18 protein-coding genes and 1 pseudogene are annotated in these 23,029 nt (G+C 39.7%); 13 read left to right on the forward strand and 6 right to left on the reverse strand.

Features of this window, described 5'->3' with window-relative positions:
* From T498_RS17025 to T498_RS16250, 5 genes and pseudogenes are all read left to right on the forward strand, one after another.
* A pseudogene (locus T498_RS17025) lies at positions 1-230 on the forward strand (group II intron reverse transcriptase/maturase); the annotation flags it as partial.
* 89 nt (positions 231-319) lie between these two features.
* Entirely contained in the window at positions 320-2,083 is a 1,764-nt protein-coding gene (locus T498_RS0109400; RefSeq protein ID WP_028235689.1) for a cache domain-containing sensor histidine kinase, read from the forward strand.
* A 100-nt stretch (positions 2,084-2,183) separates the two neighbouring features.
* Positions 2,184-3,425 (forward strand): sugar ABC transporter substrate-binding protein, encoded by a 1,242-nt coding sequence (locus T498_RS0109405; RefSeq protein WP_051524697.1) that lies wholly within the window; start codon positions 2,184-2,186, stop codon positions 3,423-3,425.
* Positions 3,426-3,581: 156 nt separating this feature from the next.
* Positions 3,582-5,534 (forward strand): glycoside hydrolase family 127 protein, encoded by a 1,953-nt coding sequence (locus tag T498_RS0109410; protein WP_028235691.1) that lies wholly within the window; start codon positions 3,582-3,584, stop codon positions 5,532-5,534.
* A gap of 716 nt (positions 5,535-6,250) precedes the next feature.
* On the forward strand, positions 6,251-7,957 hold the full coding sequence (locus T498_RS16250) for a methyl-accepting chemotaxis protein (protein WP_051524698.1): 1,707 nt from the start codon (positions 6,251-6,253) through the stop codon (positions 7,955-7,957).
* A gap of 78 nt (positions 7,958-8,035) precedes the next feature.
* Here T498_RS16250 and pflA read toward each other — a convergent pair whose 3' ends face one another.
* Complete coding sequence (pflA, locus tag T498_RS0109420) at positions 8,036-8,770, reverse strand: pyruvate formate-lyase-activating protein (protein WP_028235692.1); 735 nt, start codon at positions 8,768-8,770, stop codon at positions 8,036-8,038.
* A gap of 249 nt (positions 8,771-9,019) precedes the next feature.
* Positions 9,020-11,278, reverse strand: a complete 2,259-nt coding sequence (pflB, locus tag T498_RS0109425) for a formate C-acetyltransferase (protein ID WP_028235693.1) — start codon at positions 11,276-11,278, stop codon at positions 9,020-9,022.
* Between the two features lie 258 nt (positions 11,279-11,536).
* Here pflB and T498_RS0109430 point away from each other — a divergent pair, with 258 nt between their 5' ends.
* Complete coding sequence (locus T498_RS0109430; RefSeq protein ID WP_028235694.1) at positions 11,537-12,199, forward strand: hypothetical protein; 663 nt, start codon at positions 11,537-11,539, stop codon at positions 12,197-12,199.
* A gap of 71 nt (positions 12,200-12,270) precedes the next feature.
* On the opposite strand, the gene T498_RS0109435 is transcribed toward T498_RS0109430, so the two are convergent.
* Positions 12,271-12,894, reverse strand: a complete 624-nt coding sequence (locus T498_RS0109435) for a hypothetical protein (RefSeq protein ID WP_028235695.1) — start codon at positions 12,892-12,894, stop codon at positions 12,271-12,273.
* A 177-nt stretch (positions 12,895-13,071) separates the two neighbouring features.
* Between T498_RS0109435 and T498_RS0109440 the strand changes: the two genes are divergently transcribed.
* Positions 13,072-13,950 (forward strand): exonuclease domain-containing protein, encoded by an 879-nt coding sequence (locus tag T498_RS0109440; RefSeq protein WP_028235696.1) that lies wholly within the window; start codon positions 13,072-13,074, stop codon positions 13,948-13,950.
* A 32-nt stretch (positions 13,951-13,982) separates the two neighbouring features.
* Here T498_RS0109440 and T498_RS0109445 read toward each other — a convergent pair whose 3' ends face one another.
* A complete protein-coding gene (locus tag T498_RS0109445) occupies positions 13,983-14,318 on the reverse strand; it encodes a PqqD family protein (protein WP_028235697.1) in 336 nt (111 codons plus the stop codon).
* On the reverse strand, positions 14,308-16,200 hold the full coding sequence (locus T498_RS0109450; RefSeq protein ID WP_028235698.1) for an OPT family oligopeptide transporter: 1,893 nt from the start codon (positions 16,198-16,200) through the stop codon (positions 14,308-14,310). The genes T498_RS0109445 and T498_RS0109450 overlap by 11 nt, the downstream gene beginning before the upstream one ends.
* Positions 16,201-16,370: 170 nt before the next feature.
* On the opposite strand from T498_RS0109450, the gene T498_RS0109455 reads away from it, so the two are divergent.
* From T498_RS0109455 to T498_RS0109475, 5 genes are read left to right on the forward strand one after another with little or no spacing between them, the layout of a single operon-like run.
* Positions 16,371-16,946: a flavin reductase family protein gene (locus T498_RS0109455; RefSeq protein WP_028235699.1), complete on the forward strand. Its 576-nt coding sequence runs from the start codon at positions 16,371-16,373 to the stop codon at positions 16,944-16,946.
* The gene (locus T498_RS0109460; protein ID WP_028235700.1) at positions 16,943-18,247 is read left to right on the forward strand and encodes a M18 family aminopeptidase; all 1,305 of its coding nucleotides are present in this window, start codon (positions 16,943-16,945) and stop codon (positions 18,245-18,247) included. The genes T498_RS0109455 and T498_RS0109460 overlap by 4 nt, the downstream gene beginning before the upstream one ends.
* Positions 18,248-18,295: 48 nt before the next feature.
* Positions 18,296-19,084 (forward strand): phosphoribosylformimino-5-aminoimidazole carboxamide ribotide isomerase, encoded by a 789-nt coding sequence (hisA, locus tag T498_RS0109465; protein ID WP_028235701.1) that lies wholly within the window; start codon positions 18,296-18,298, stop codon positions 19,082-19,084.
* Positions 19,085-19,104: 20 nt separating this feature from the next.
* The gene (locus tag T498_RS0109470; protein WP_028235702.1) at positions 19,105-20,319 is read left to right on the forward strand and encodes an LL-diaminopimelate aminotransferase; all 1,215 of its coding nucleotides are present in this window, start codon (positions 19,105-19,107) and stop codon (positions 20,317-20,319) included.
* Positions 20,320-20,323: 4 nt separating this feature from the next.
* Positions 20,324-21,391, forward strand: a complete 1,068-nt coding sequence (locus tag T498_RS0109475) for a GntR family transcriptional regulator (RefSeq protein ID WP_028235703.1) — start codon at positions 20,324-20,326, stop codon at positions 21,389-21,391.
* A 293-nt stretch (positions 21,392-21,684) separates the two neighbouring features.
* Here T498_RS0109475 and T498_RS0109480 read toward each other — a convergent pair whose 3' ends face one another.
* Positions 21,685-21,882: a YjfB family protein gene (locus tag T498_RS0109480; RefSeq protein ID WP_028235704.1), complete on the reverse strand. Its 198-nt coding sequence runs from the start codon at positions 21,880-21,882 to the stop codon at positions 21,685-21,687.
* Positions 21,883-22,091: 209 nt separating this feature from the next.
* Here T498_RS0109480 and T498_RS0109485 point away from each other — a divergent pair, with 209 nt between their 5' ends.
* Positions 22,092-23,009, forward strand: a complete 918-nt coding sequence (locus T498_RS0109485) for an alpha/beta hydrolase (RefSeq protein ID WP_036978300.1) — start codon at positions 22,092-22,094, stop codon at positions 23,007-23,009.
* Positions 23,010-23,029: the final 20 nt, after the last annotated feature.

A 23,029-nucleotide genomic window follows, 5' to 3' on the forward strand; every position in this document is an offset into this window, starting at 1 on the left:
TACGTATGTGTATATGGAAACAGTGGAAGAAGCCAAAAACTAAAGTACGCAATCTCATAAAGATGGGCGTGCCCAAGGACTTGGCGCTTTTGGCTGGTAACAGTCGGCGCGGACATTGGTTTACCACACATACAGTCGCAGTCAACATGGCAATGACAAAAGAAAGACTGATAAACAGTGGCTTCTATGATTTAGCCACAGCCTATCAGTCTGTGCACGTCAACTATTGAAAGCGCCGTATACCGAACGGTACGTACGGTGCCGTGAGAGGACGGCGGTTAGTCACCGCCTCCTACTCTATTCTGGCTGGGGGATAATAATGTCGAAAGGAAAAATAAGTCTTAGAAAAAGAATACTTTATGTATTTCTCATAGTTGCAATAATGTCTAGTGCTGCCTTAGGTTTCTTTTCTTACAATAATATCGCATATGCGTTAAAAGAAACGGCAGAAAAAAACTCAGATAATACGCTACTACAAGTGGATAATAATATAAACATACTGCTGGATTCATATGAAGACGTGTTATATCAGATATATACAAATGATGATGTGATTGCTTATGTAGATTCTATCAACGAAGATAATAACAAGTCTGTTGCAAAGAACAGCTTGCGAAGATATTTGCGAGCACTTGTAAATTCAAAGGATTATATCAGGTCAATAACAGTCATAGCTAATAATGGAGAAATCATCGCATATGATCAGATGACGAATAAGACTTATGAAAATGGCTGGCTTGATAATTACAGTATGGATGGAAAAGAGCTGTATAGTGAGACATCGCAAAATGCTCTGCTTCATATTTTTCCGCCTGAATATGGAACTACATTTGCAAATGAAGAGTATTATTTACTGCATCTAACCCATCGTTTTGTTGATTACAAAGATATTAGAAGAGATGTTGGAATAGTAATCATCAGTGTGGATGAAAAAATGATTCAAGGCACATGCGCTACAGATGAGGAAAGTGGAAGCTTTATTTTTATAGCAGATAATGATGGGCGAATCACAAGCTGTGGAAAGCACCAGGAGCTCATAGGCACTACCATCAAAGAAGTATCCAAAGACGGATTCAGCAATTTTGCGGCAGAGCACTTAGGCATGGATAATTTTGACACCTATTATTACACTGATGAGGCATTAGGCTGGAATATAGTATACATATATAACAGAGAAAATCTTACCAAGGCTTTGCATTATCAATTAAAGCTGATTCTTGTGATTGAAGTGATTATTTTTTTATCAATATCACTGATAATAATAAGCATGACCGAGCGTCTGGCCAGTTCTGTAGACAAGGTTGTAAAAGGCATGAAACAGGCTCAGACAGCTAACTCTAATGTTTCAGTAGAGATTGATAATTCAATGCCGCTTGAAATCGAGACGATTGCTCTAGGGTTCAATGAAATGATTGAAAAACTGGAAGCCGCAAGCGCCAGCGAAAGAAAAGCTCTTGTTAAACAAAAAGAAGCACAAATTGCAGCACTTGAAGCTCAAATCAATCCGCATTTTCTATATAACACTCTAGACACCATCAATTGGCTTGCAATTGATAAGGATGAATATGAAATTAGCAACGCTATAGGCGCATTGGCGTCTATCCTCAGATATGCTATTAGTGACAGCAATGCAGCAGTGAAAATGTCAGATGAAATAGAGTGGCTTAAAAAATACATATACTTGCAGCAGGTGCGTTTAAAAAACAAATTCAGCTGTAACATAGATGTTGCAATGGATGCTAATGATGTGATGATACATAAATTACTTTTACAGCCATTTGTGGAAAATGCGATTATCCATGGCTTTGAAGATAATCAAAGCATTTGTAGCCTTTCTATCATAGCAAAGCTGGAAGAACAGTTGATTATCATCATTGAGGATAATGGAAAGGGAATGTCTGGTGATATAGTAGAAAGATTTAATTCTATGGACATTCTTCAAGACGATAACAAACACCATATTGGTATGGCTAATGCCATAACGCGACTGAATATGTACTATGGAGATCAGGGTAAGGTTCAAATAGAAAGTAAACTAGGCGCTGGCACAAAGGTAACTATTAGGGTGCCTATTACTAAGTAATTTTAGAAAATTCCTCTTTTTTTAGAAAAGTTGAGTTTTGATGGTATAACCTGCCTAATATAATAAATGCATAAAGAACAAACACTAATTAGGAGGTGTTATGATGAAAAAGGGGTTATTAAAAATTCTTGCAGCTACAATGAGTGTAGCTATGCTTGCAGGTGGATGCGGTTCGGCGGGAAATAGCGCATCTAACGGGGCAACAGGAGAAGGCGGAGAAGCCGCAGGTAATGTAACAATTTGGTACTATTGGGAAACAGAAGGTCATCAGGCCGCATTGAACCATATTATCGAAGAGTTTAATAATCAACAGGATGATATTACTGTTGAGGCAAAATACGTACCATTTGCAGATTTTAAGAAGCAGCTTTCAGTTGGAGCTTCTGCAGGAGAATTGCCAGATCTTGTAATTCTCGATAATCCAGATCATGCTTCATACGCTGCAATGGGTATCTTCGCAGATTTAACAGGTAGATTCGATGTAAGCTCATATTATGAGGGACCTGTAAATTCATGTACTTTAGATGGTAAGCTTTATGGTGTTCCATTTGGTAGTAACGATTTAGTACTTTTCTACAATGAGGATATGCTTGAAGCAGCAGGCTGTGAAGTTCCAACTACCTGGGATGAATTATTGGATGTAGCAAAAGCAACCACTACAGATAATGTTTATGGATTTGCTCACTGCGCATTACAGAATGAGGAAGGTACATTTAACTTCTTGCCATGGGTATGGTCAACAGGCGCAACATCATATGAAATTGATTCAGAAGGTGGTATCAAAGCCTTAGAGTTTGAAAAGGAATTAGTTGAGTCAGGCGCATTCCCTAAGGAAGCAATAAACTGGACTCAGGGCGACACAATGAATCAGTTTATCTCAGGAAACCTTGCAATGATGATTAATGGTACATGGCAGATTCCTACAATGAGAGAAGAGGTTCCAGATTTAAATTGGAATGTAGCACCAATTCCTCAGGATGCAGAGCAGGCTTCTGGTCTTGGCGGTGAGAATTATGCAGTTATCGCAGGTGGTAATGAAGAGGCAGCAATAGAGTTCTTACAGTATGCAACAAGCGGTGAGACATGTCTTTACATGATGAATACTATGGGATACATTTCAGCAGATTCAAAAATTGCTGAGACACAGTTCGAAGGTGATGATGTATACCAGGTATTTGTAGATGAAATGAAATATGCACATGCTAGAGGTCCATTACCAGAATGGCCAGATATTTCAGATGCTATTTCACTTGCATTCAACAAGGTGCTTATTGGAGATGCAGAACCGGCCGATGCAGCAAAAGAAGCACAAGCTACAATTGATTCCATAATTGGTAAATAGAGATAATTCTTCTTCATTTCTCAACTCCTGAGGCAGGTTACGCGACCTGCCTCATTTTATGAAAAATGTTACAAATAACCTACTTTGTGAATCGATACTTTCAATAGAGTGTCATATAATTTTAGTGGTGTTTTTTAGAAATGGGGGCATAATACTATGAATACTAAAACAAATATTACTTCTAAATTCTGGTCTAGGTATAGGAACCTCGTTCGTACGGAAATGATTCCATATCAGTGGAAGGTTTTGAACGATATCGCTGGAATAAAAATCGAGAAAGAAAGACTAAACGATGATGGGATTCCAAGCGAAAAAAGCCATGCTATAGAAAATTTTAAAATTGCAGCAGGAAGAACAAGCGGCACGCATTATGGATGGACATTTCAGGATAGTGATGTGTACAAATGGCTAGAGGCTGTTGCCTATTCTCTCAGAGAGAAAATGGACCCAGAGCTTGAGAAAAAAGCCTTAGAAACAATCGATTTGATTGCAGAGGCACAGGAAGATGATGGCTATCTTGATACATTTTATTCAATCCTTGGTATAAATTATAGATACCAGAGTCTTGCAGGAAGCCACGAGCTATATTGCATGGGACATTTTATAGAAGCAGCGGTTGCATATTACGAGGCCACAGGAAATGAAAAGGTGCTGGCTGTGGCAAAGAAAGCTGCAGATAATATAAATGATAACTTCGGCCCAGAGGATGGAAAAATCCATGGATACGACGGTCATGAAGAAATAGAAATCGGACTTCTTCGCTTATATCATGTGACAAATGACTCAAAGTATCTTAATCTTGCAAAATATTTCCTAATGGAACGAGGCAAGAATCCCGACTTCTTTAGAGAACAGGCTGAGAAATATGACGGTCCAGATGCATTGTCAGGAATAGTGAAAATGCCTGATACCTATTTCCAAAATCATAAGCCTATATTGGAGCAGGAAACAGCTGAAGGTCATGCAGTTCGCGTTGTATACATGTGTACTGCTTTGGCAGATTTAGCTGCAAGCACTGGTGATAAAGAGATATACGGAGCTTGCAAAAGATTATGGGATGATATTACAAAACGCAGAATGTATGTTACAGGCGGAATAGGCTCAACAGTAATAGGCGAGTCATTTACCCTTGATTATGATTTGCCAAATGATACTATGTACTGCGAAACATGTGCGGCTATTGGCCTCATATTCTTTGCAAGGCAGATGTTAAGAATTGAGCCAAAGGCAGAATACGCTGATGTTATGGAACGAGCTCTTTATAACTGCGCTCTAGCTGGAATGGCCTTAGACGGAAAGCATTTCTTCTACGTAAATCCGTTAGAGGTAAATCCGCTCAAGTCATTGAAAGACCCAACAAAGAGCCATGTTAAGCCAGTTCGTCCTTCTTGGCTTGGCTGCGCTTGTTGCCCACCAAACCTTGCAAGGCTTATTACATCACTTGATGACTATATTTATACAGAGAATACGGATTCTATTCTCATCAATCAGTTTATTGCTGGCCAAACAGAGTTTCCAGGTGAGGATGGCGTCATTTCTATTACCCAATCAACAGATTATCCTTGGGATGATAGTGTAGAACTTGCAATAGAAAATAGTCGAGATAATGATATTAATATTGGTGTGCGAATTCCAGCATGGGCAGATGGATATCAGCTATCTGTGGATGGAACTGCGGATACTAAAGCACCAGAAGATGGCTATGTATATATCACTGTCAAAGGAAATACTACAGCTAAAATATCATTGAAGCTTGATGTTTCAATAAAAAGATACTATGCCAATACAGCTGTTTCAAACGACATAGGAAAAGTGACTATTGCCAGAGGTCCTTTTATCTATTGCATAGAGGGCGTGGATAATGGCGACAACCTTAATAGCATTTCACTTCCTGTGGATGCCCAATTCGAATATGAGTGGGACAGCGAATTATTAAATGGAGTGGGCGTCATTACGACTACAGGCTTAAAGCTTGTATCAAACAACCCCACTTTGTACAGCACCGAAAAGCCTAAGGAAGAACAGGTACAGCTAAAGTTTATTCCATACTACGCTTGGGCAAATAGAGGCGAAAACGAAATGCTCGTGTGGCTTCACGAAAGCCACTAGTTGCCATTCACAGTATAATAAGGGGGAATCGCCCTCACCAAAATGGCTCCCCCGTATTTGTACAGGTTGCATTGCATGAATATTGCGTTTTTCTAATGGGCCCTTTATGCATCTTTATTTACATGTGTCTTTTGCAGGCCTGTACAGTTTTGAAAAAGGTTTTTAGTTGGCGGACACACAGCATTGTATAAATTGTACTTCTTAGACTGAAGGGGACTTGGTTGATTTTGTAGCGAGCTTAGTAACATAAAAGCAGGCTTTGCAATATATAGGTATGCGCTGCCATGGACGGCAGCGCAAGTGGTCACTTAAAACAGGATGTTGAATGTGCCACGGTACCTAGATATGCAAAACCTGCTTTGTTATGTTACTTAGCAAGTGGAATATGAAACCAAGTCCCCTTAGTCTAAGAAGTACATATAAAACATCAGTGTCCGCCACCCAAAAAACATTTTTCAAAATAGTTCATTCCGCAACAAGACACATGTGCGATGCATAAAATTGGCCCATAAGATAAACAGCAATATTCGCAAAATCACAACCTGTACAAATACGGGGGAGCCATCTAGGTGAGGGCGATTCTTCAAAACAGCTGTGAATGGCAACTGCGCTAGACACAGAATGTTGTTTCTTAATTAACAATTAGTTCACTAAAATATCATGAATGGGTATTATACTTCAAGAGTAACCTTGGACATATGAGCAAAGGAGGCTATATGAATAAAAAGGCTGGGGGTATTAATATCCATTCAATTTATGTAAAAATTCTTTCGTTGGTAGTTATCAGTATTGTTGTTTTTTTCGTACTGAATATTGCCTTTATTATTCCTAGAGCAAAGGCTACAATTCAATCTGTAAATGAGCATAATATGCAGGATTTGGCCACATTATGCAATGAGATAGTTGAGCAGGAAATTGAGGCTAATGGAGTTGAGAATGTTAATTACGAATTGCTCAAACCGATTTTGGATGGAAGAGGTTTAAATGGTATAGAATCAAGCTATGTTTATGTAATAAATGAAGAAGGTACATTTATTTATCATAAAAAGCCAGACAAGATTGATACGAAAGTTACTAATGCTGTTATTAATGAGTTACTGACTAAGATTCCATCTGGTAATTATGACGCTGCTGATATTAGCCGTTATAAAGATGAGAATGGAGTTATCAAGTACAGCGCATACCAGGTTATGAAATCTACAGGCTGGGTAACAGTTTGTGTAGCTGATGATAAAGAGATTATGGCCGAGATTAATTCAATCAGAAATCTTGGACTTATTATTTCTTTGATTGTCTCTATTGTTGTTTTGTTGATTGGTATTATTTCAGCTAAGGGAATCACAAAGCCAATAGCTATAATAACTGGTGTTATTGAGCGAGTTGGACAGTTAGATTTTACTGCAAATCATGAAGTGGAAGTAATTGAAGAGAATAAAGATGAGACTGGAGTTATGGCTCGCGCAGTTGTAAACATGGAAGAGAGCCTCAGAAATATTGTTGAAAGAATTGCAAGTACTTCAGTTGATCTTGAGGGACATGCGCTTACACTTAAAGATATTACAATGGAGATTAACTCAGCTAATGCAGATAATTCGGCATCTTCACAGCAGCTCGCAGCCAGTATGGAAGAGACTTCTGCTACAACAGATTTGATTAGCGAGAAGACAACCACAATTAAAGAGAATGCTGATCTTATTGCAGACGAAGCAAAGACTGGTGCAACATCTGCCCATGAGATAAAGACAAAGGCTTCGGGAGTTTATGATGATACAGTTACAGCTAGAGAAAAGACATCCCGTATATATGAAGAAATCCTAGAAGAGAGCAAGGTGGCTTTGGAGAAGTCAAAGGCTGTAGAAAAGGTAAATGATTTGGCTGTGGCTATTCAGGATATTGCTAGCCAGACAAATCTTTTAGCTTTGAATGCATCTATTGAAGCTGCTCGTGCAGGTGAGGCAGGAAGAGGATTTGCTGTTGTAGCTACAGAAATTGGTGGTTTGGCAACTCAGTCAAGTGATACAGTTACAGGAATCATGGAAATCGTTACGGATGTAAAGTCATCTGTCGAATCCATGAATGAATGCCTTACAAAGACACTTAATTACATCGAAAATGACGTTTCAGAAGATTACAATAACTTCTTAAAGATGGCTGATGATTATAAGGCTGACGCTGAAAACTTCTCAGTAATTATGGGTGATATCTCAAGCAAGATATCTGAATTACAGGAGGCAACAGCAGAAATTTCAACTTCAGTTCAGGAGATTTCAAGAACAGTTGGAGAGGCGGCAGATGCAGTTACTACTGTAGCTGAAAAGACAACAGACGTTGCAAATCTTTCTGATGGTGTTGTAAAGGTTGTTGGTGAGACCGAACAGAATTCCGATGAATTAAAGGATATTAGGGATTCATTTACAATATAAAAAACAACCTGTAGGCAACGCCACAGGTTGAATATATAAAAGCAGGATGCTAGGGATTAAGTCCCCAGCATCCTGTGTTTATTTTGCGCCAAGAATTTCTTTTGCGTTTTGTATTCTTTCAGCAGTAGGAGATTCAACACCTTCTAATCTGTATGGAATTCCAAGCTCGGCATATTTAGGAACACCAAGGCTGTGGTAAGGAAGAACCTCTACACGCTCTACAGTCTTAAGGGTATCGATAAATTCGCGAGTGCGATGGAGCAAATCATCATTATCGCTTCCGCCAGGCACAAGCACGTGGCGAATCCAAATTCGGATTCCCATATCTGAAATCTCTTTTGCCATTTCAAGGATGTTTGCATTGTCTACACCTGTAAGCTTCTTATGCTCCTCAGAATCGATGTTTTTTATATCTAGCATAACTGTATCGGTTACACTCATAAGCTCCTTCCATTTGCTGTAAAATGGCTCTTCATGAGTGAAAGGCTGACCAGCTGTATCGATACATGTGGTAATACCTTTTGCTTTGGCTTTCTTAAATAAATCCAAGACAAAATCTATCTGAAGGAGTGGCTCGCCACCACTTACAGTGATGCCACCATCTTTTTTCCAGTAAGGCTTAAAACGAAGTGCCTTTTCAAGAACCTGGTCAGCTGTGTACTCATCGCCAGTTTTCTCAACCCAAGTCTCAGGATTGTGACAAAAAGCACATCTCATTTTGCATCCATTTAAGAAAATCAAAAAACGTACCCCTGGTCCATCCACAGCACCAAAGCTTTCAAATTTATTAACGTATCCAATAATGTTACTCATTTCGTACCTCCTATAGAGCTTACGTAGGTGATTGCTTGAAGCTTACTATAACTAAAAAGTATCAGTAAATAAAAGCCCAAGTATATAAATGAGTACATTAAGCTGACCTTAAAGCGCACTCGTTACTTGAATCCGCGAAGCGGATTCTTATGTAACGTGAGTAGCGCGACAAGAGCGAAAGCGTGTCAGCGAATGTGCTCTTTATATACGTAGGGCTTGATAGGTTAGCCACAAAGTGGTGGCGTTATATTAGAGGGCCTCGTGGCAAGTACGAGCGATTACGTCGAGCTGCTGCTCTTTTGTTAAGTCGATGAACTTAACAGCGTAACCTGATACACGGATTGTAAAGTTAGCGTACTCAGGCTTCTCTGGATGCTCCATAGCGTCGATGAGCTTTTCTTTGCCGAATACGTTTACGTTGAGGTGATGAGCACCCTGATCAAAGTATCCGTCAAGAACGTTAACAAGGTTGTTTACACGCTCTTCATCAGTGTGTCCAAGAGCACCTGGGTTGATTGTCTGTGTATTTGAAATACCATCGAGAGCCTCTTCATATGGAAGCTTAGCAACAGAGTTGAGGGAAGCAACAAGACCGTTCTTCTCTGCTCCGTATGCTGGGTTGGCACCTGGTGAAAGTGGCTCGCCTGCAGGTCTTCCGTCTGGAAGAGCACCAGTAGCCTTACCGTATACTACGTTTGAAGTAATTGTAAGGATAGATGTTGTAGGCTCTGAATCTCTGTATGTGTGGATGTGACGAAGCTTTGACATGAATGTTCTAAGAAGCCAAATAGCAATCTCATCAGCTCTGTCATCATCGTTACCGTAACGTGGGAAATCACCTTCGATTTCGAAATCCTTTGTGATACCGTCCTCATCACGGATAGCCTTAACCTTTGCGTACTTGATAGCTGAAAGTGAATCTACACAGTGTGAGAATCCAGCAATACCAGTAGCGAATGAACGACGTACATGTGTATCGATGAGAGCCATCTGGCAAACCTCATAGTAGTACTTGTCGTGCATGTAGTGAATCATGTTAAGTGTTCCAACATAAAGGTGAGCTAACCAATCCATCATCTGATCAAACTTGTGCATAACCTCGTCGTAGTCAAGGTATTCAGATGTGATAGGTGTGTACTCAGGACCAACCTGATCGTGTGACTTCTCATCAACACCACCGTTGATAGCGTAAAGAAGACACTTAGCAAGGTTTGCACGAGCACCAAAGAACTGAAGCTCCTTACCTGTCTCTGTAGCAGATACACAGCAGCAGATTGAGTAATCATCGCCCCATGTAACACGCATTACATCATCGTTCTCGTACTGGATAGATGATGTTGTAACAGAAATCTTAGAAGCGTACTTCTTGAATGACTCAGGAAGACGGCTTGAATACATAACTGTAAGGTTTGGCTCTGGTGAAGGACCCATGTTCTCAAGTGTGTGAAGGAATCTGTAGCAAGTTTTTGTAACCTGATGACGTCCGTCAAGACCGATACCACCAACTTCAAGAGTAGCCCAAACTGGATCGCCAGAGAAGAGCTGGTTGTAAGACTCGATACGAGCGAACTTAACCATACGGCACTTCATTGTGAAGTGATCGATGATCTCCTGAGCCTCAGACTCTGTGATAACGCCGTTTGCAAGATCACGTGTGAAGTAGATGTCAAGGAATGTAGAAACACGTCCTACTGACATAGCAGCACCGTTCTGAGTCTTGATAGCTGCAAGATATCCGAAGTATAACCACTGTGCAGCTTCCTTAGCGTTAGCAGCTGGCTTAGAAATATCGAAGCCGTAGCTTGCAGCCATTTCTTTCATGCCCTTAAGAGCATTAATCTGGTCTGTGATTTCCTCACGAAGCTGGAAGTCGTAACGTCTCATACCCTGACGAGCTGTGTTAGCGAAATCATGCTGCTTCTTTTCGATAAGGTAATCAATACCGTAAAGAGCAACTCTTCTGTAATCGCCTACGATACGTCCACGTCCGTATGTATCAGGAAGACCAGTAAGAATCTTATTGTGACGAGCCTTCTTCATCTCTGGTGTGTAGATGTCGAATACGCCCTGATTATGTGTTTTATGGTAAACTGTAAAGATTTCGTGAAGCTTCTCGCTTGGCTCATAACCGTACATTCTGCAAGACTGCTCAGCCATTGTGATACCACCGTATGGCATGAAAGCTCTCTTAAGAGGCTTGTCTGTCTGAAGACCAACAATCTGCTCAAGATCCTTTGTCTCATCAGAGATGTAACCTGGACCATAAGAAGTAAGAGAAGAAACAATTTCTGTCTCCATGTCAAGTACACCACCCTTAGCACGCTCAGCTGCCTGAAGCTCCTGAAGCTTACCCCAAAGAGTGTTAGTAGCGTCTGTAGGACCTGCTAAGAATGACTCATCTCCATCATATGGAGTGTAGTTGTTCTGGATGAAATCACGTACGTCGATGTTATCTTTCCAAACACGACCTACAAATCCATTCCATTGTTCGAAATCATGATTTGCCATTATAATTCCCTTTCCTAAATAAAAAAATAAATTGGTTACAAGCTAGTGGGGTTTGCTAGGAATGTCATGGGCAGTTAGACACACCTAACGCCTAGCTGTTATCTACTATAACATAGGTATGATAAATAATTAACGATGTATCTGAATAAAAACAAAAAATAATGTACTAATATAAATACAAGATTACACAGTTTATTCATATATTAAAGTTATAATACCTTTATAGGTGGAAATTTGCATTTCCTGAAAGGAGCGCTTATGCCAGATATTAGTAATAATATAAATAAAGTTAATACGGCACCGGTCACAAAAGCACCAGAGCCAGCCCCTAGTCCGAAACCATCGCCAGCTAAGGCTTCTGATTCGCCTGCGAAATCAGAACCTTCAAAGGATATTGTTACAGAAGAGTATGGCCCTGTGATAGCAACTTCAGAGGATGGAGATACAGTTCGAGTTAAGAATGACGAGGAAAAGGAAAGTGACCACATCCATGAAATTCTTCAGGATGAAATTGCAAGACTAGAGGCTCAGGAGGAGGACTTTGAAACACCGGAATATAACGTTCACACGGCGCCTGTAGAGGATGCGATAGAAGAGGTGCCAGAATCTGAAACAGATACCTATGAGGCTGACATCACTTCATATATTGGATATTCTGATTCTGAGCTTAAACAGATGTATTTAGAAGGAGATATCTCTCAAATCGATTACAATCAGGAAATGGAGGCTAGAGAGGCACGTAGAGATGCCCAAGCAGCCCAAAATGATGAGTTTACTAAGTCAGTGGCAGATAATATCACAAAGCTTTCAGAGGCAAATCAAAGCGCTAAAACAGTTGAGACGCTAGAGAAGGGTGAAACTTCAGATACTATTCCTGACGAAGTTCGAATAGAGGCGCTACAGAATTTTGATATAGTTTAGGATAAATAGTTTTATAAATAAAAAAAGGATTCAGTTACAAATCGTAGCTGAATCCTTTCATTTAACTTAAATTACTGCTTGTTGAATACAAGTGTGAAGTCCTGTCCATCGTAATCAGTAACAACTGTGATAGAACCGTCAGAACCGATTGTTCCCTCGTCTAAGCCAACACCATCTTCATCAGAAGAAACGAATGTTACGCTGTTCTTAGAAACTTTGTATGTACCTGTTACGTTAGCCTCTTCCATTTCCTTGTCTAACTCTTCATAAGCCTGGTCCATAGCTGATGACATTTGATTCTTCATCTCCTCGAAGAATGCATCTGCGTTATCATAACCACTTGCCTGAGCAACTTCATCTGTGAAGTCTTCTCTAGACATACCGTACATTTCAAGTGTCTGATCGATGATTCCGTCCATGTTATCATTGATAAGAGCAGAGAAATCATCCTTGAATGATGTAGTATCAAATGCGAATGTGAAGTTGTTATCCTTTGTAAGGTTAAGTGTTACATCTAATGTGATGTCGCTCATGTCGATGCCCATTTCTTCCATATCAGAAAGATCTGACTCTTCCATGAAATCTGCTAATTTAACCTCGGCTACATAATCGCCTGAAACGTCCTTTCCACATCCTGTGAAGATAGTTGCGATTGAAGCAACTGTTGCTAGCAATACAGCTAATTTCTTTTTCATATTTTTCTCCTTATTAATAAGATTTTCAAGTTTCATGTGCAATGCACACATAGAAGATTTTACCATGATTTTTTGGATATGTAAATGTTTTTAAATATCATTAATACCCTTTAATAGACTAAGCTTCAAAAACATGATAAAATCTATCTGAAGTATTTTTTATAACGGAGATATGCATTGGCAACATCTAAAACAACAAAAAAAGTTAAAGGGCCTAGTCAGACTGCACCAGCAGGATACAAAGGCAAAAATCAAGCTTTTCTGGATGCTGAATATTTAAGTGCTAGATATAAGAAAAGCTCCATAGAAGATGTTATATCTGTCGGAGTCATTATTACTAATCCAGCTCACGAAGAACTAGACAGATTTTATTCTACTGTTCAGCTTAGACCAGGACATAAGCTTCCACCTCTTATTACAGAGCTTACCGGACTTACAAATGAGGATTTAGAGTTTGCAACCCCTTACGAAGAGGTCATGACAGAACTGATTCATCGTATTCGTAAGTTTCAGGTTGGTAAGATTTGTGTGTGGGGCGGCGATAAAAACAGTTTTCAAAGGGACTACGAGTCCAGAAATCTTGAGAAACCACTTAAGCGTAGCGTAGCAAAATTTATTAGCACTTTTGATAACATTCAAAAAGAAGTTAGCTTGGATGTTACTGGAGGTCTGGATGCTAATCTTTCCTTAGCAGATATGAAAACGATCTGTGGGCTTGGTGGAGTAGTAGAGCATAACGCCTTATCAGATGCTGAAGATATGCTTAATTGTATTCGTATTATCGAGCAGGATAAAATGAAGTATGACGGCGTAAAGGCTGCTGAGTACAAGCGCTTCCGCGGCGAATATGTTAAAAATCGTAGCTTTGATGATGAGGAAGTTGATGAAGAATTCATCATAGATTCCGATCTAGGAAAAAGTTTTTTAAAAGAAATTGAAGAGCGAGGCTTTGGAGATAACCCTAAGACAAAAGCTTTTATGGATGATTTACGTTTCCTTGTTGGAGGAGGAAATGTTTACATGGGAACATTCTCTGAAATGATGGAAGAAGAATAAAAAATGGGATTGCATTTTCGCAATCCCTTTTTTTATACTCTTTCGATAAAGTTTAGTTTTTCTAGCTGCTTCATATATACGCTTAATCTGCCATATAATGGTTCGGCTTCGTCACCGAATTCATCGTGAACCAGAGCGCCTATATCATATACAGATTTCTGTCCGTCAATGCATGTAAAGATGAAGCTTCCCATGCCTTCAAGTGTGATATGACTTGTTTTTGGTCTCTTAAAAAAACGTTGTGCAAATCTATTTGTGAAACCTTTATTTTCCATATCTACAATGGCCTGTCCGGACTCATTAAGAGTCCAGACAAGTCCATCTTTAATTTTGAAAACATAATCTAAATAATTTTCATTACTTTTCATTCTTTTTTCCTGAAGCTACACAATAAACAGCAATCATAGTTGCAACGAATACAACAATACCAAGTGCTGTAGGAATAACTGAATTCTCAGCAAACATACCGCTGAGGTTCATCTTATCTGTAACACCAACAACTGCAAGGATTGCAAGAATTACACCTACGAGACCTTCACCAGCGATAAGACCTGAACAGAAGAGGAGTCCCTTTCCTGACTGATCATCGTGCTTAGAGTACTTCTTATCAACGATCTTTCTGATAACACCACCAACCATGATAGCACTTGAAAGCTCAAGTGGAAGGTAAAGACCGATTGCTACAGGAAGTGCTGCGACTCCGAGGAGCTCAACAGCGATAGAGATGAAAGCACCGATGAAGATAAGTCCCCATGGAAGATTACCGTTCATAACACCTTCGATAATCATTTTCATCATTGTAGCCTGTGGAGCAGGGATAGCTGCTGTACCAAATCCGTAAGCTGTATTAAGAAGGATCATAACGCCACCGATAGCAAATGCTGCTACGATAGAACCCATGATTTCACCAATCTGCTGCTTCTTTGGTGTAGCACCTAAGATATAACCTGTCTTTAAATCCTGTGATGTATCACCAGCCATAGCAGCTGCGATACAGATTACAGAACCGATTGCGATTGCACCAGCCATACCGTGTACGCCTGTATCGCCTGTAGCCTTAAGGCAGATAGTAGCAATAAGGATTGTAGCGATTGTCATACCTGAAACAGGGTTGTTTGAGCTACCTACAAGACCAACCATTCTTGAAGAAACGGCACTAAAGAAGAAACCGAATACTACGATGATGATTGCGCCAAGTAATGTTACAGGTACTGCAGGAACAAGCCAGATACCAAGGATAAGGACAGCGATTGCGCCAAGTACAAGTCTCATATCAAGATCCTGTGCTGTACGCTCGTTTGAAGCGCTGCCTGACTTACTAATGCTCTTCATAGCACCGATGAATGTTGCAATGATAAGTGGTAATGTCTTTACAAGACTGATGATACCAGCTGCAGATACGGCACCAGCACCAATGTACTTGATGTAGTTAGACCAGATAGCACTAGCACCACCGTTAGCATAAAGCTCAGAGATAGAAACGCTAGCTGGATACATTGTAATATCCTTACCAAAGATAACGATTGCAGGGATGAGAACGAACCATCCAATTAAACCACCGGCGAACATGTAAGATGAAATACGTGCGCCGCAGATGTAACCTACAGAAATAAGTGCAGGATAGATTTCAGCTGAAAGCTCAGTCTTTAATGAGCTGAACTTAATTGTAAGTGTTGAGCTAACTACCTGAAGTCCGTCAACAAAGAACTTAACTACGGCAGAAATACCCATACCAGCAAATACTGCACCTGCTGAAGAGCCACCCTCTTCACCAGCTAAAAGAACCTCTGCACAAGCAGTTCCTTCTGGATAAGGAAGCACGCCGTGCTCCTGAACGATAAGTGCACTACGAAGTGGAACCATGAAAAATACACCAAGTAATCCACCGAAAAGTGCGATGATTGTGATAGTAGCAAGGGATGGTGTATCCATAACGCCTTCCTCTGCCCAGATAAATAATGCTGGCATTGTAAAGATTGCACCAGCAGCAAGAGATTCACCGGCAGAACCGATTGTCTGAACCATATTGCTTTCAAGGATTGAATCCTTTTTCATAATAACTCTGATTACAGCCATAGAAATAACAGCTGCTGGAATAGATGCTGATACTGTCATACCAACTCTAAGTCCAAGGTACGCATTCGCTGCACCAAAGATAACTGCAAGGAGAAGACCCATAATAATAGAAGTAGGTGTCATCTCTGGAGTTACTTTGTCAGCAGGAATGTAAGGTTTGAATTCTTCATTCATGATATATACTCTCCTTTTTTGCACAAAGTACACCTATTATATCGCCACTTTAAAGCGTTTGCAATATGACGTATTAAAGTGATAAAGTGATAAAGAATATTAATCAAAATCCTTTTGTTTGAGGCCTTTTTAGGGTATAGTATTCTACAGAAAAATATTTGGAGGTAGATATGGGAAAACAGAGGTGGAAACCGGGAAATATGATATACCCATTGCCAGCGGTTTTGGTTACCTGTAGAGATAAAGATGGACAGGATAATGTATTTACCGTTGCATGGACTGGTACAGTATGCACTAACCCGCCAATGGCCTATATTTCAGTTAGACCAAGCAGACACTCTTATCATATGATAAAAGAGACTGGAGAGTTTGTAATTAATCTCACAACAGAGGATTTGGCTTTTGCAACAGACTATTGCGGTGTAACAAGTGGAAGAGATGTAGATAAATTCGCAAAATGCAATTTACATAAGGAAGAAGCGGATGAAATCAATGTTCCTATGATTGTTGAATCACCAGTCAACATTGAGTGCAGAGTCAAAGAAGTACATGAATATGGCAGTCATCACATGTTTGTGGCAGATGTATTGTGTGTACATGCTGATGAGAAATACATGAACGAGACAGGAAAGTTTGAGCTTGAGTCAGCTAATCCTTTAGCATATTCGCATGGCACTTACTTTGGTCTTACTACACCAAAAGGCACTTTTGGATATTCAGTAAAGAAAGATGGAAAAAAGAAATGAATAAGATAGTAAAAGGCTTATTTGAATTTATAGAAAAAAGTCCTTCTCAATTTCACGCAGTTGCAAATCAAAGGCAGCGTTTTATTAAAGAAGGCTTTGAAGAGCTTAATGAGGCAGAAGCTTGGAATATCCAGCTAGGTAAAAATTATTTCGTCACCCGAAACGGTTCATCGATTTTGGCCTTTAGAATGCCTAAAAAAGAATGCAAAAGCTTTATGATTATGGCTTCTCATAGTGATTCACCTAGCTTCAGAATCAAAGAGATGCCGGAAATGAAAGAGGGGCATTATGTAAAGCTTAACACTGAAAAATACGGTGGAATGCTTATGGCGCCTTGGTTTGATAGGCCACTTTCCATAGCTGGTCGAGCAATTATCAGAACAAAAGACGGTATAGAAACAAAGCTTGTAAATATAGATAAGGATCTATGTATGCTTCCATCCTTGGCTATTCATATGAATCGAGAAGCAAACGACGGCTATAAATATAATCCTCAAAAGGATTTGTTACCACTGGTTTCCATGGATGAAAATTTTAACATCAAAAAGCTTGTGGCTAAAGAGCTTTCAGTGGATACAGAGGATATCGTTGGAAGCGATTTGTTCTTATATAATAGAGAACCTGGAAGAGTCTGGGGCGCCAATGATGAGTTTATTTCTATTAGAAGATTGGATGATTTGCAATGCTCCTATTGTTCTATGATGGGATTGCTTGAAGCTGATAATTCAGAAACTGCCGTTCAGATTCATGTGACATTCGATAACGAAGAGGTGGGCAGCGGAACTAAGCAAGGAGCTGATTCTACGTTTTTATATGATGCTCTTGTGAGAATAAATGAAGCAATGGGCGGCACTAACGCAAATCTGCTTACAGCTGTTGCAAATTCATTTATGGTTTCGGCAGATAATGCCCATGCACTCCATCCTAACTATCCGGAAAAGAGTGACCCTACTAACAAAGTTTATATTAATGAAGGTATTGTTGTTAAATTTAACGCCAATCAAAAATATATGACTGATGGACTTGCATATGGAATCTTTTCTGAGATTTGCAAAAAGGCAAAAGTGCCATATCAAACATTTGTAAACCGCTCTGATGTGGCTGGAGGTTCTACTTTGGGAAATATCTCCAATGCCCATGTTTCAATCAATGGTGTAGACATTGGATTACCTCAGCTTGCCATGCATTCACCATATGAGACTGCTGGTGTGAAAGATACCGAATATCTACAGAAAATTGCGACAATATTCTATGAAACTTGCATTGCAAATACAAAAGGCTGTAGATATACTTTAGACTGACTGTTTTCTTAATAACTTACTAAATATTATTACTGGAGGACACGCAAGATGCAATTTAGACCATGCATTGACATTCATAATGGAAAGGTTAAACAAATTGTTGGAGATAGCATTTCTGATTTGGGAAAAGCAGATGGCCAGCCAATAGAAAATTTTGTGGCTGATAAAGGTGCTGCGTACTATGCCAGCCTTTATAAAAGGGATGGCCTTCGCGGCGGGCACATTATAAATCTCAACATGAAGGGTACCAAGGAATACGAGGCTTCTAAGGCAGAAGCAATCGAGGCGCTTAAGGCGTTTCCAGGAGGAATGCAGTACGGTGGCGGTGTTGATGATAAAAACGCTAAGGATTTTATTGAAGCCGGAGCTAGCCATGTCATCGTAACATCTTATGTATTTAATGATGGTCGTGTTGATTATGATGCCCTTAGTCGCATCTCTGAGACAGTTGGAAGAGAGCATCTTGTTCTTGATTTGTCTTGCACTAGGATTGAGGATCGATTTGTAATAGTCACAGACAGATGGCAAAAGGTATCCAAGGAAGTGATTACTTACAATTTCCTTGATAGACTTGCTCAGTACTGCGATGAATTTTTGATTCACGCAGCCGATGTTGAGGGAAGACAAAAAGGAATAGATAGAGACTTGGTGGGATTTTTAGCCCGTTACAAGAAAGTCCCTATCACCTATGCTGGTGGTGTCGCAGATTATGGCGATATCGAGCTCATCAGTTACTTAAGTGATAATAACATGGATTTCACAGTGGGTTCTTGCCTGGATTTATTTGGCGGAGAACTTTCATATGAGAGAATAGTTAAAAGAATTGTTACTAGATAATTAATTACAAGGAGGCGAATATGTTCAAGGTTAATACTAATTTTCAAAAGTTACCAGGTAGCTATCTTTTTTCAACAATCGCAAAAAAGGTGGCAAGCTACAGCGAGGCTAATCCAAATGCTGATATCATCAGACTTGGAATTGGTGATGTTACTCAGCCTATAGCTCCTGCTATGATAAAGGCTTTACACAGCGCTGTTGATGAGATGGCAGATGCCAGCACATTCCACGGATATGCTCCAGACTTGGGATATCCATTTTTACGTGAAACAATCGCAAAAAATGATTATCAGTCCAGAGGATGTGATATTAGTGCTGATGAGATTTTTGTATCAGACGGAGCTAAATCTGATTCTGCAGATATTCAAGAATTATTCGCCGCTGATGTTAAAATAGCAGTATGTGACCCAGTATACCCAGTATACGTTGACTCAAATGTTATGGCAGGCAGATGTGGCACATACGATGAAAAGCTTGGCAAGTGGTCAGATATTATCTACATGCCTACAACAGCTGAAAATAAGTTTGTACCAGAATTCCCAAGTGAGGTACCAGATGTAATCTATTTATGTCTTCCAAACAATCCTACTGGAACTACTCTTACAAAGAGCCAGCTTCAGCTTTGGGTTGATTATGCAAATAAAAATGGATGCCTAATCATTTTTGATGCAGCATACGAAGCATATATTTCAGAAGCAGATGTACCACATTCAATTTACGAGTGTACAGGAGCTAAGACATGTGCTATCGAGATTCATTCATTCTCTAAGAATGCAGGATTTACAGGTGTGCGTCTTGGCTACACAGTAGTTCCAAAGGATCTTGTATTTGATGGAGTTGCTCTTCACGGAATGTGGGCTCGTCGTCATGGTACAAAGTTCAATGGCGCTCCATACATCATTCAGCGCGCTGGAGAGGCTGTTTATTCAGCAGAAGGCCAGGCTCAGATTAAAGAGCAGGTAGGCTATTATATGAACAACGCCAAGACTATCTACACAGGCCTCAAGGACGCCGGCTTTGAAGTTTATGGTGGTGTAAATGCACCTTACATCTGGCTCAAAACACCTGATAACATGACTTCATGGGATTTCTTTGATTATCTCCTTGAAAAGGTTCAGATTGTTGGAACACCAGGCGCCGGCTTTGGCCCATCAGGTGAAGGCTACTTCCGCCTGACAGCTTTCGGTTCTGCAGAAAACACTGCAAGAGCTATCGAAAGAATTAAGAATATATAAACATATGATTAACGCAAAAAACGAACTGATAATTAAAGATATAAAGAGTGCCATTAATTCAGGTAAGTATGAGGCGAATGACAGGATTCCATCTGAAAATCAGCTAGCCAATGAATATGGCGTCAGCAGGCAGACAGTTAGAAAGGCACTTGGCAGGCTTATTGATGAGGGGTACCTATATGCTGTTCATGGTAGTGGAACCTTCGTTGCTGAGCGTGTCTTTAAAAAGCGTAACAGTAAAAATATTGCTGTTGTTTCCACTTATATGTCAGATTACATTTTTCCTAGGGTAATTCAGGGGATTAATCAGGTTCTTGATGAAAATAATTACAGTATTTTACTGAAGACTACCAACAATTCCCGTAAGGGAGAAGCCTGGTGTATGGAGGAATTGCTTTCAAAAAACATCGATGGCATGATTATCGAACCTAGCCAAAGCGCAATTAGCTGTCAGCATCAGGTGCTTTATGATCAGATGGATAGTATGGGGATTCCATATGTTTTTATCCAGGGATGTTATGAATCTATGATGGATAGGCCTTATGTCATGATTGACGATGTGGAAGGAGGCCGATTAATCACCGAATACTTGATTAATCTTGGTCACAAGAATATTGCAGGCATTTTTAAAGCAGATGACACCCAGGGCGTGCTTCGTCATAAAGGTTACGTAAAAGCCTTGCAGGCTGCAGGAATTACATACAATCCTGATTTGGTTGTTTGGTATCACACCAAGGATAGAACTATGAAACCTATGGAGGGATTGCTTAGAATCTTAGAAAGTGGAATATCCTGCCATGCTGTAGTTTGCTACAATGATGAGATTGCTGCTGATGTTATAAAGGGATTGCAAAACATTGGCAGAAATGTTCCTCATGATATTTCTGTTACAGGATTTGATAATTCACTACTTGCTCATAGCAAAGGAATCACCACTATAGCCCATCCACAGGAAGAGCTTGGTAGAAGAGCAGCCGAAACACTGATTGGGCTCATAGATAAAAGCATATCCAAGAGGGATGCACATATTCTGTTGGAACCAAAACTGGTGGAACGTAAGAGCTGCTTCTAAACTTAATAAAGACAAATAAAAAAGACGCCAGCGGAGCGTCTTTTTTAAAAAGGGAGAATAATGTTATGAAAAAAATGGTTCATCGCTTCTGTCTTGCGATGTAATTATAATACAATCTATTTCTGAAGGAACAATGGAAAATATGTGAATAAAGAATGCAGAATAAAAAGAATATTTGTGAATTGCTTACCAGTATTTTCGATTGATTTCTCTAGGTTAAATTCTATAACAAAATTAGAAAAGGGCCTGCAACGAGCAGACCCTTAATGTAAAAACCAAATACATTTAATAACTCAAACGCGCATATCAATCATGGTACCTGACGTAGGATAAACCAGGCTCTCAAGTGAAGGTGAATTCATATCCATACTTTCTGTGAGGGCTTTGGCTTGTCCTTCTACGAGATCTATAGTCTTGCCTAGCATAGCAGTCCCCACTGCAGACATTAGCGAATTTTGACTTAAATTCATAGAAATCTCAGCTATATCCATGATGCGCCTCCCCTAAAAAAGACTCTTGCTTTTTCGTACACAAATATTGTAACAAATGCATATATCTAAATGGTGTCAAATTGTGTTTAAATTGTGAAGAAATTGTGAAAACCTAGGAAAATAGCGATGAAAGTGTAGATTTTGTGGAGAAAGTAGAAATTGACATTAATAATAATTATAATAGAAATAAGAGTTTTATGAGGAGAAGTATGGCGTTATTAAAAATCAATTTCAATGATCCCTTAATGAAGGCTTTAAAAGCTGTAAATTCCATCGCTGGAAAGTCTTTGACAGAAGAAGATTTAAAACGGCAACGTGCTGGTATGGAAATGGCTGGTAGACTTGCTGCGCCAACAAGTGATGTATCGGTTGAAGCCTTCACGGTAGGAGATGTTCATTGCGAATGGATAAAGCCTGATTTTGCTCATAATCCACAGTATGTGATTTTATATGCTCATGGTGGTGGTTATACTTGCGGTGGCCTCGCTTATGCAAGAATTCTTGCAGCAAAGTTTGCCGTGGCTACTGGATTTTCGGTTGTATCTTTCGAGTATCGTCTTGCACCGGAACATAAATATCCTGCAGCTTTAGATGATGGCTTTCATATTTGGAATTATCTGATGGATAGAGGATATGGCGCCAGACAAGTATTGTTTGCAGGAGATTCTGCAGGTGGCAATTTAGTTTTGTGCCTGACCATGAAGTTGATAAAAGAAAAGCAGCTTAAACCAAGATGCCTAATTCTTCTTAGTCCTTGGACTGATATGACAGCATCTTCTGATTCATACGAAACATATAAAGAAAAAGATCCAATTCTTACAAAGGAATATGTCTTGGGAGTGAGGGATGCTTATATAGGCACAGAAGCTGCTCCTGAAAATGAAATATATAGCCCGCTTAATGGCGATTTTAACGGCTTTCCACCTACTGTAATTATGGTTGGAAGGAATGAAATACTTCTTGATGATAGTGTTCGTCTTCAAAAGAAGATTAACAAAGCTGGTGGAAAAGCTGTTATTGATATAGAAAAAGATGGTTGGCACGTGTATCAACAAATGCCACTTCCAGTTGCGGGTCGCGCAATGAAGCGCCTTGCGGAATACGTATCCGCGATAGTTTACACATAATCTATTTAAGGACACATAAT

Source organism: Pseudobutyrivibrio sp. MD2005, assembly GCF_000621865.1.
GTDB lineage: Bacteria > Bacillota > Clostridia > Lachnospirales > Lachnospiraceae > Pseudobutyrivibrio.

Coding starts and splice junctions, on each gene's coding strand:
- T498_RS0109400 (WP_028235689.1), top strand. CDS start 320: ATGTCGAAAGGAAAAATAAGTCTTAGAAAAAGAATACTTTATGTATTT.
- T498_RS0109405 (WP_051524697.1), top strand. CDS start 2,184: ATGATGAAAAAGGGGTTATTAAAAATTCTTGCAGCTACAATGAGTGTA.
- T498_RS0109410 (WP_028235691.1), top strand. CDS start 3,582: ATGAATACTAAAACAAATATTACTTCTAAATTCTGGTCTAGGTATAGG.
- T498_RS16250 (WP_051524698.1), top strand. CDS start 6,251: ATGAATAAAAAGGCTGGGGGTATTAATATCCATTCAATTTATGTAAAA.
- pflA (WP_028235692.1), bottom strand. CDS start 8,770: ATGAGTAACATTATTGGATACGTTAATAAATTTGAAAGCTTTGGTGCT.
- pflB (WP_028235693.1), bottom strand. CDS start 11,278: ATGGCAAATCATGATTTCGAACAATGGAATGGATTTGTAGGTCGTGTT.
- T498_RS0109430 (WP_028235694.1), top strand. CDS start 11,537: ATGCCAGATATTAGTAATAATATAAATAAAGTTAATACGGCACCGGTC.
- T498_RS0109435 (WP_028235695.1), bottom strand. CDS start 12,894: ATGAAAAAGAAATTAGCTGTATTGCTAGCAACAGTTGCTTCAATCGCA.
- T498_RS0109445 (WP_028235697.1), bottom strand. CDS start 14,318: ATGAAAAGTAATGAAAATTATTTAGATTATGTTTTCAAAATTAAAGAT.
- T498_RS0109450 (WP_028235698.1), bottom strand. CDS start 16,200: ATGAATGAAGAATTCAAACCTTACATTCCTGCTGACAAAGTAACTCCA.
- T498_RS0109455 (WP_028235699.1), top strand. CDS start 16,371: ATGGGAAAACAGAGGTGGAAACCGGGAAATATGATATACCCATTGCCA.
- T498_RS0109460 (WP_028235700.1), top strand. CDS start 16,943: ATGAATAAGATAGTAAAAGGCTTATTTGAATTTATAGAAAAAAGTCCT.
- hisA (WP_028235701.1), top strand. CDS start 18,296: ATGCAATTTAGACCATGCATTGACATTCATAATGGAAAGGTTAAACAA.
- T498_RS0109470 (WP_028235702.1), top strand. CDS start 19,105: ATGTTCAAGGTTAATACTAATTTTCAAAAGTTACCAGGTAGCTATCTT.
- T498_RS0109475 (WP_028235703.1), top strand. CDS start 20,324: ATGATTAACGCAAAAAACGAACTGATAATTAAAGATATAAAGAGTGCC.
- T498_RS0109480 (WP_028235704.1), bottom strand. CDS start 21,882: ATGGATATAGCTGAGATTTCTATGAATTTAAGTCAAAATTCGCTAATG.
- T498_RS0109485 (WP_036978300.1), top strand. CDS start 22,092: ATGGCGTTATTAAAAATCAATTTCAATGATCCCTTAATGAAGGCTTTA.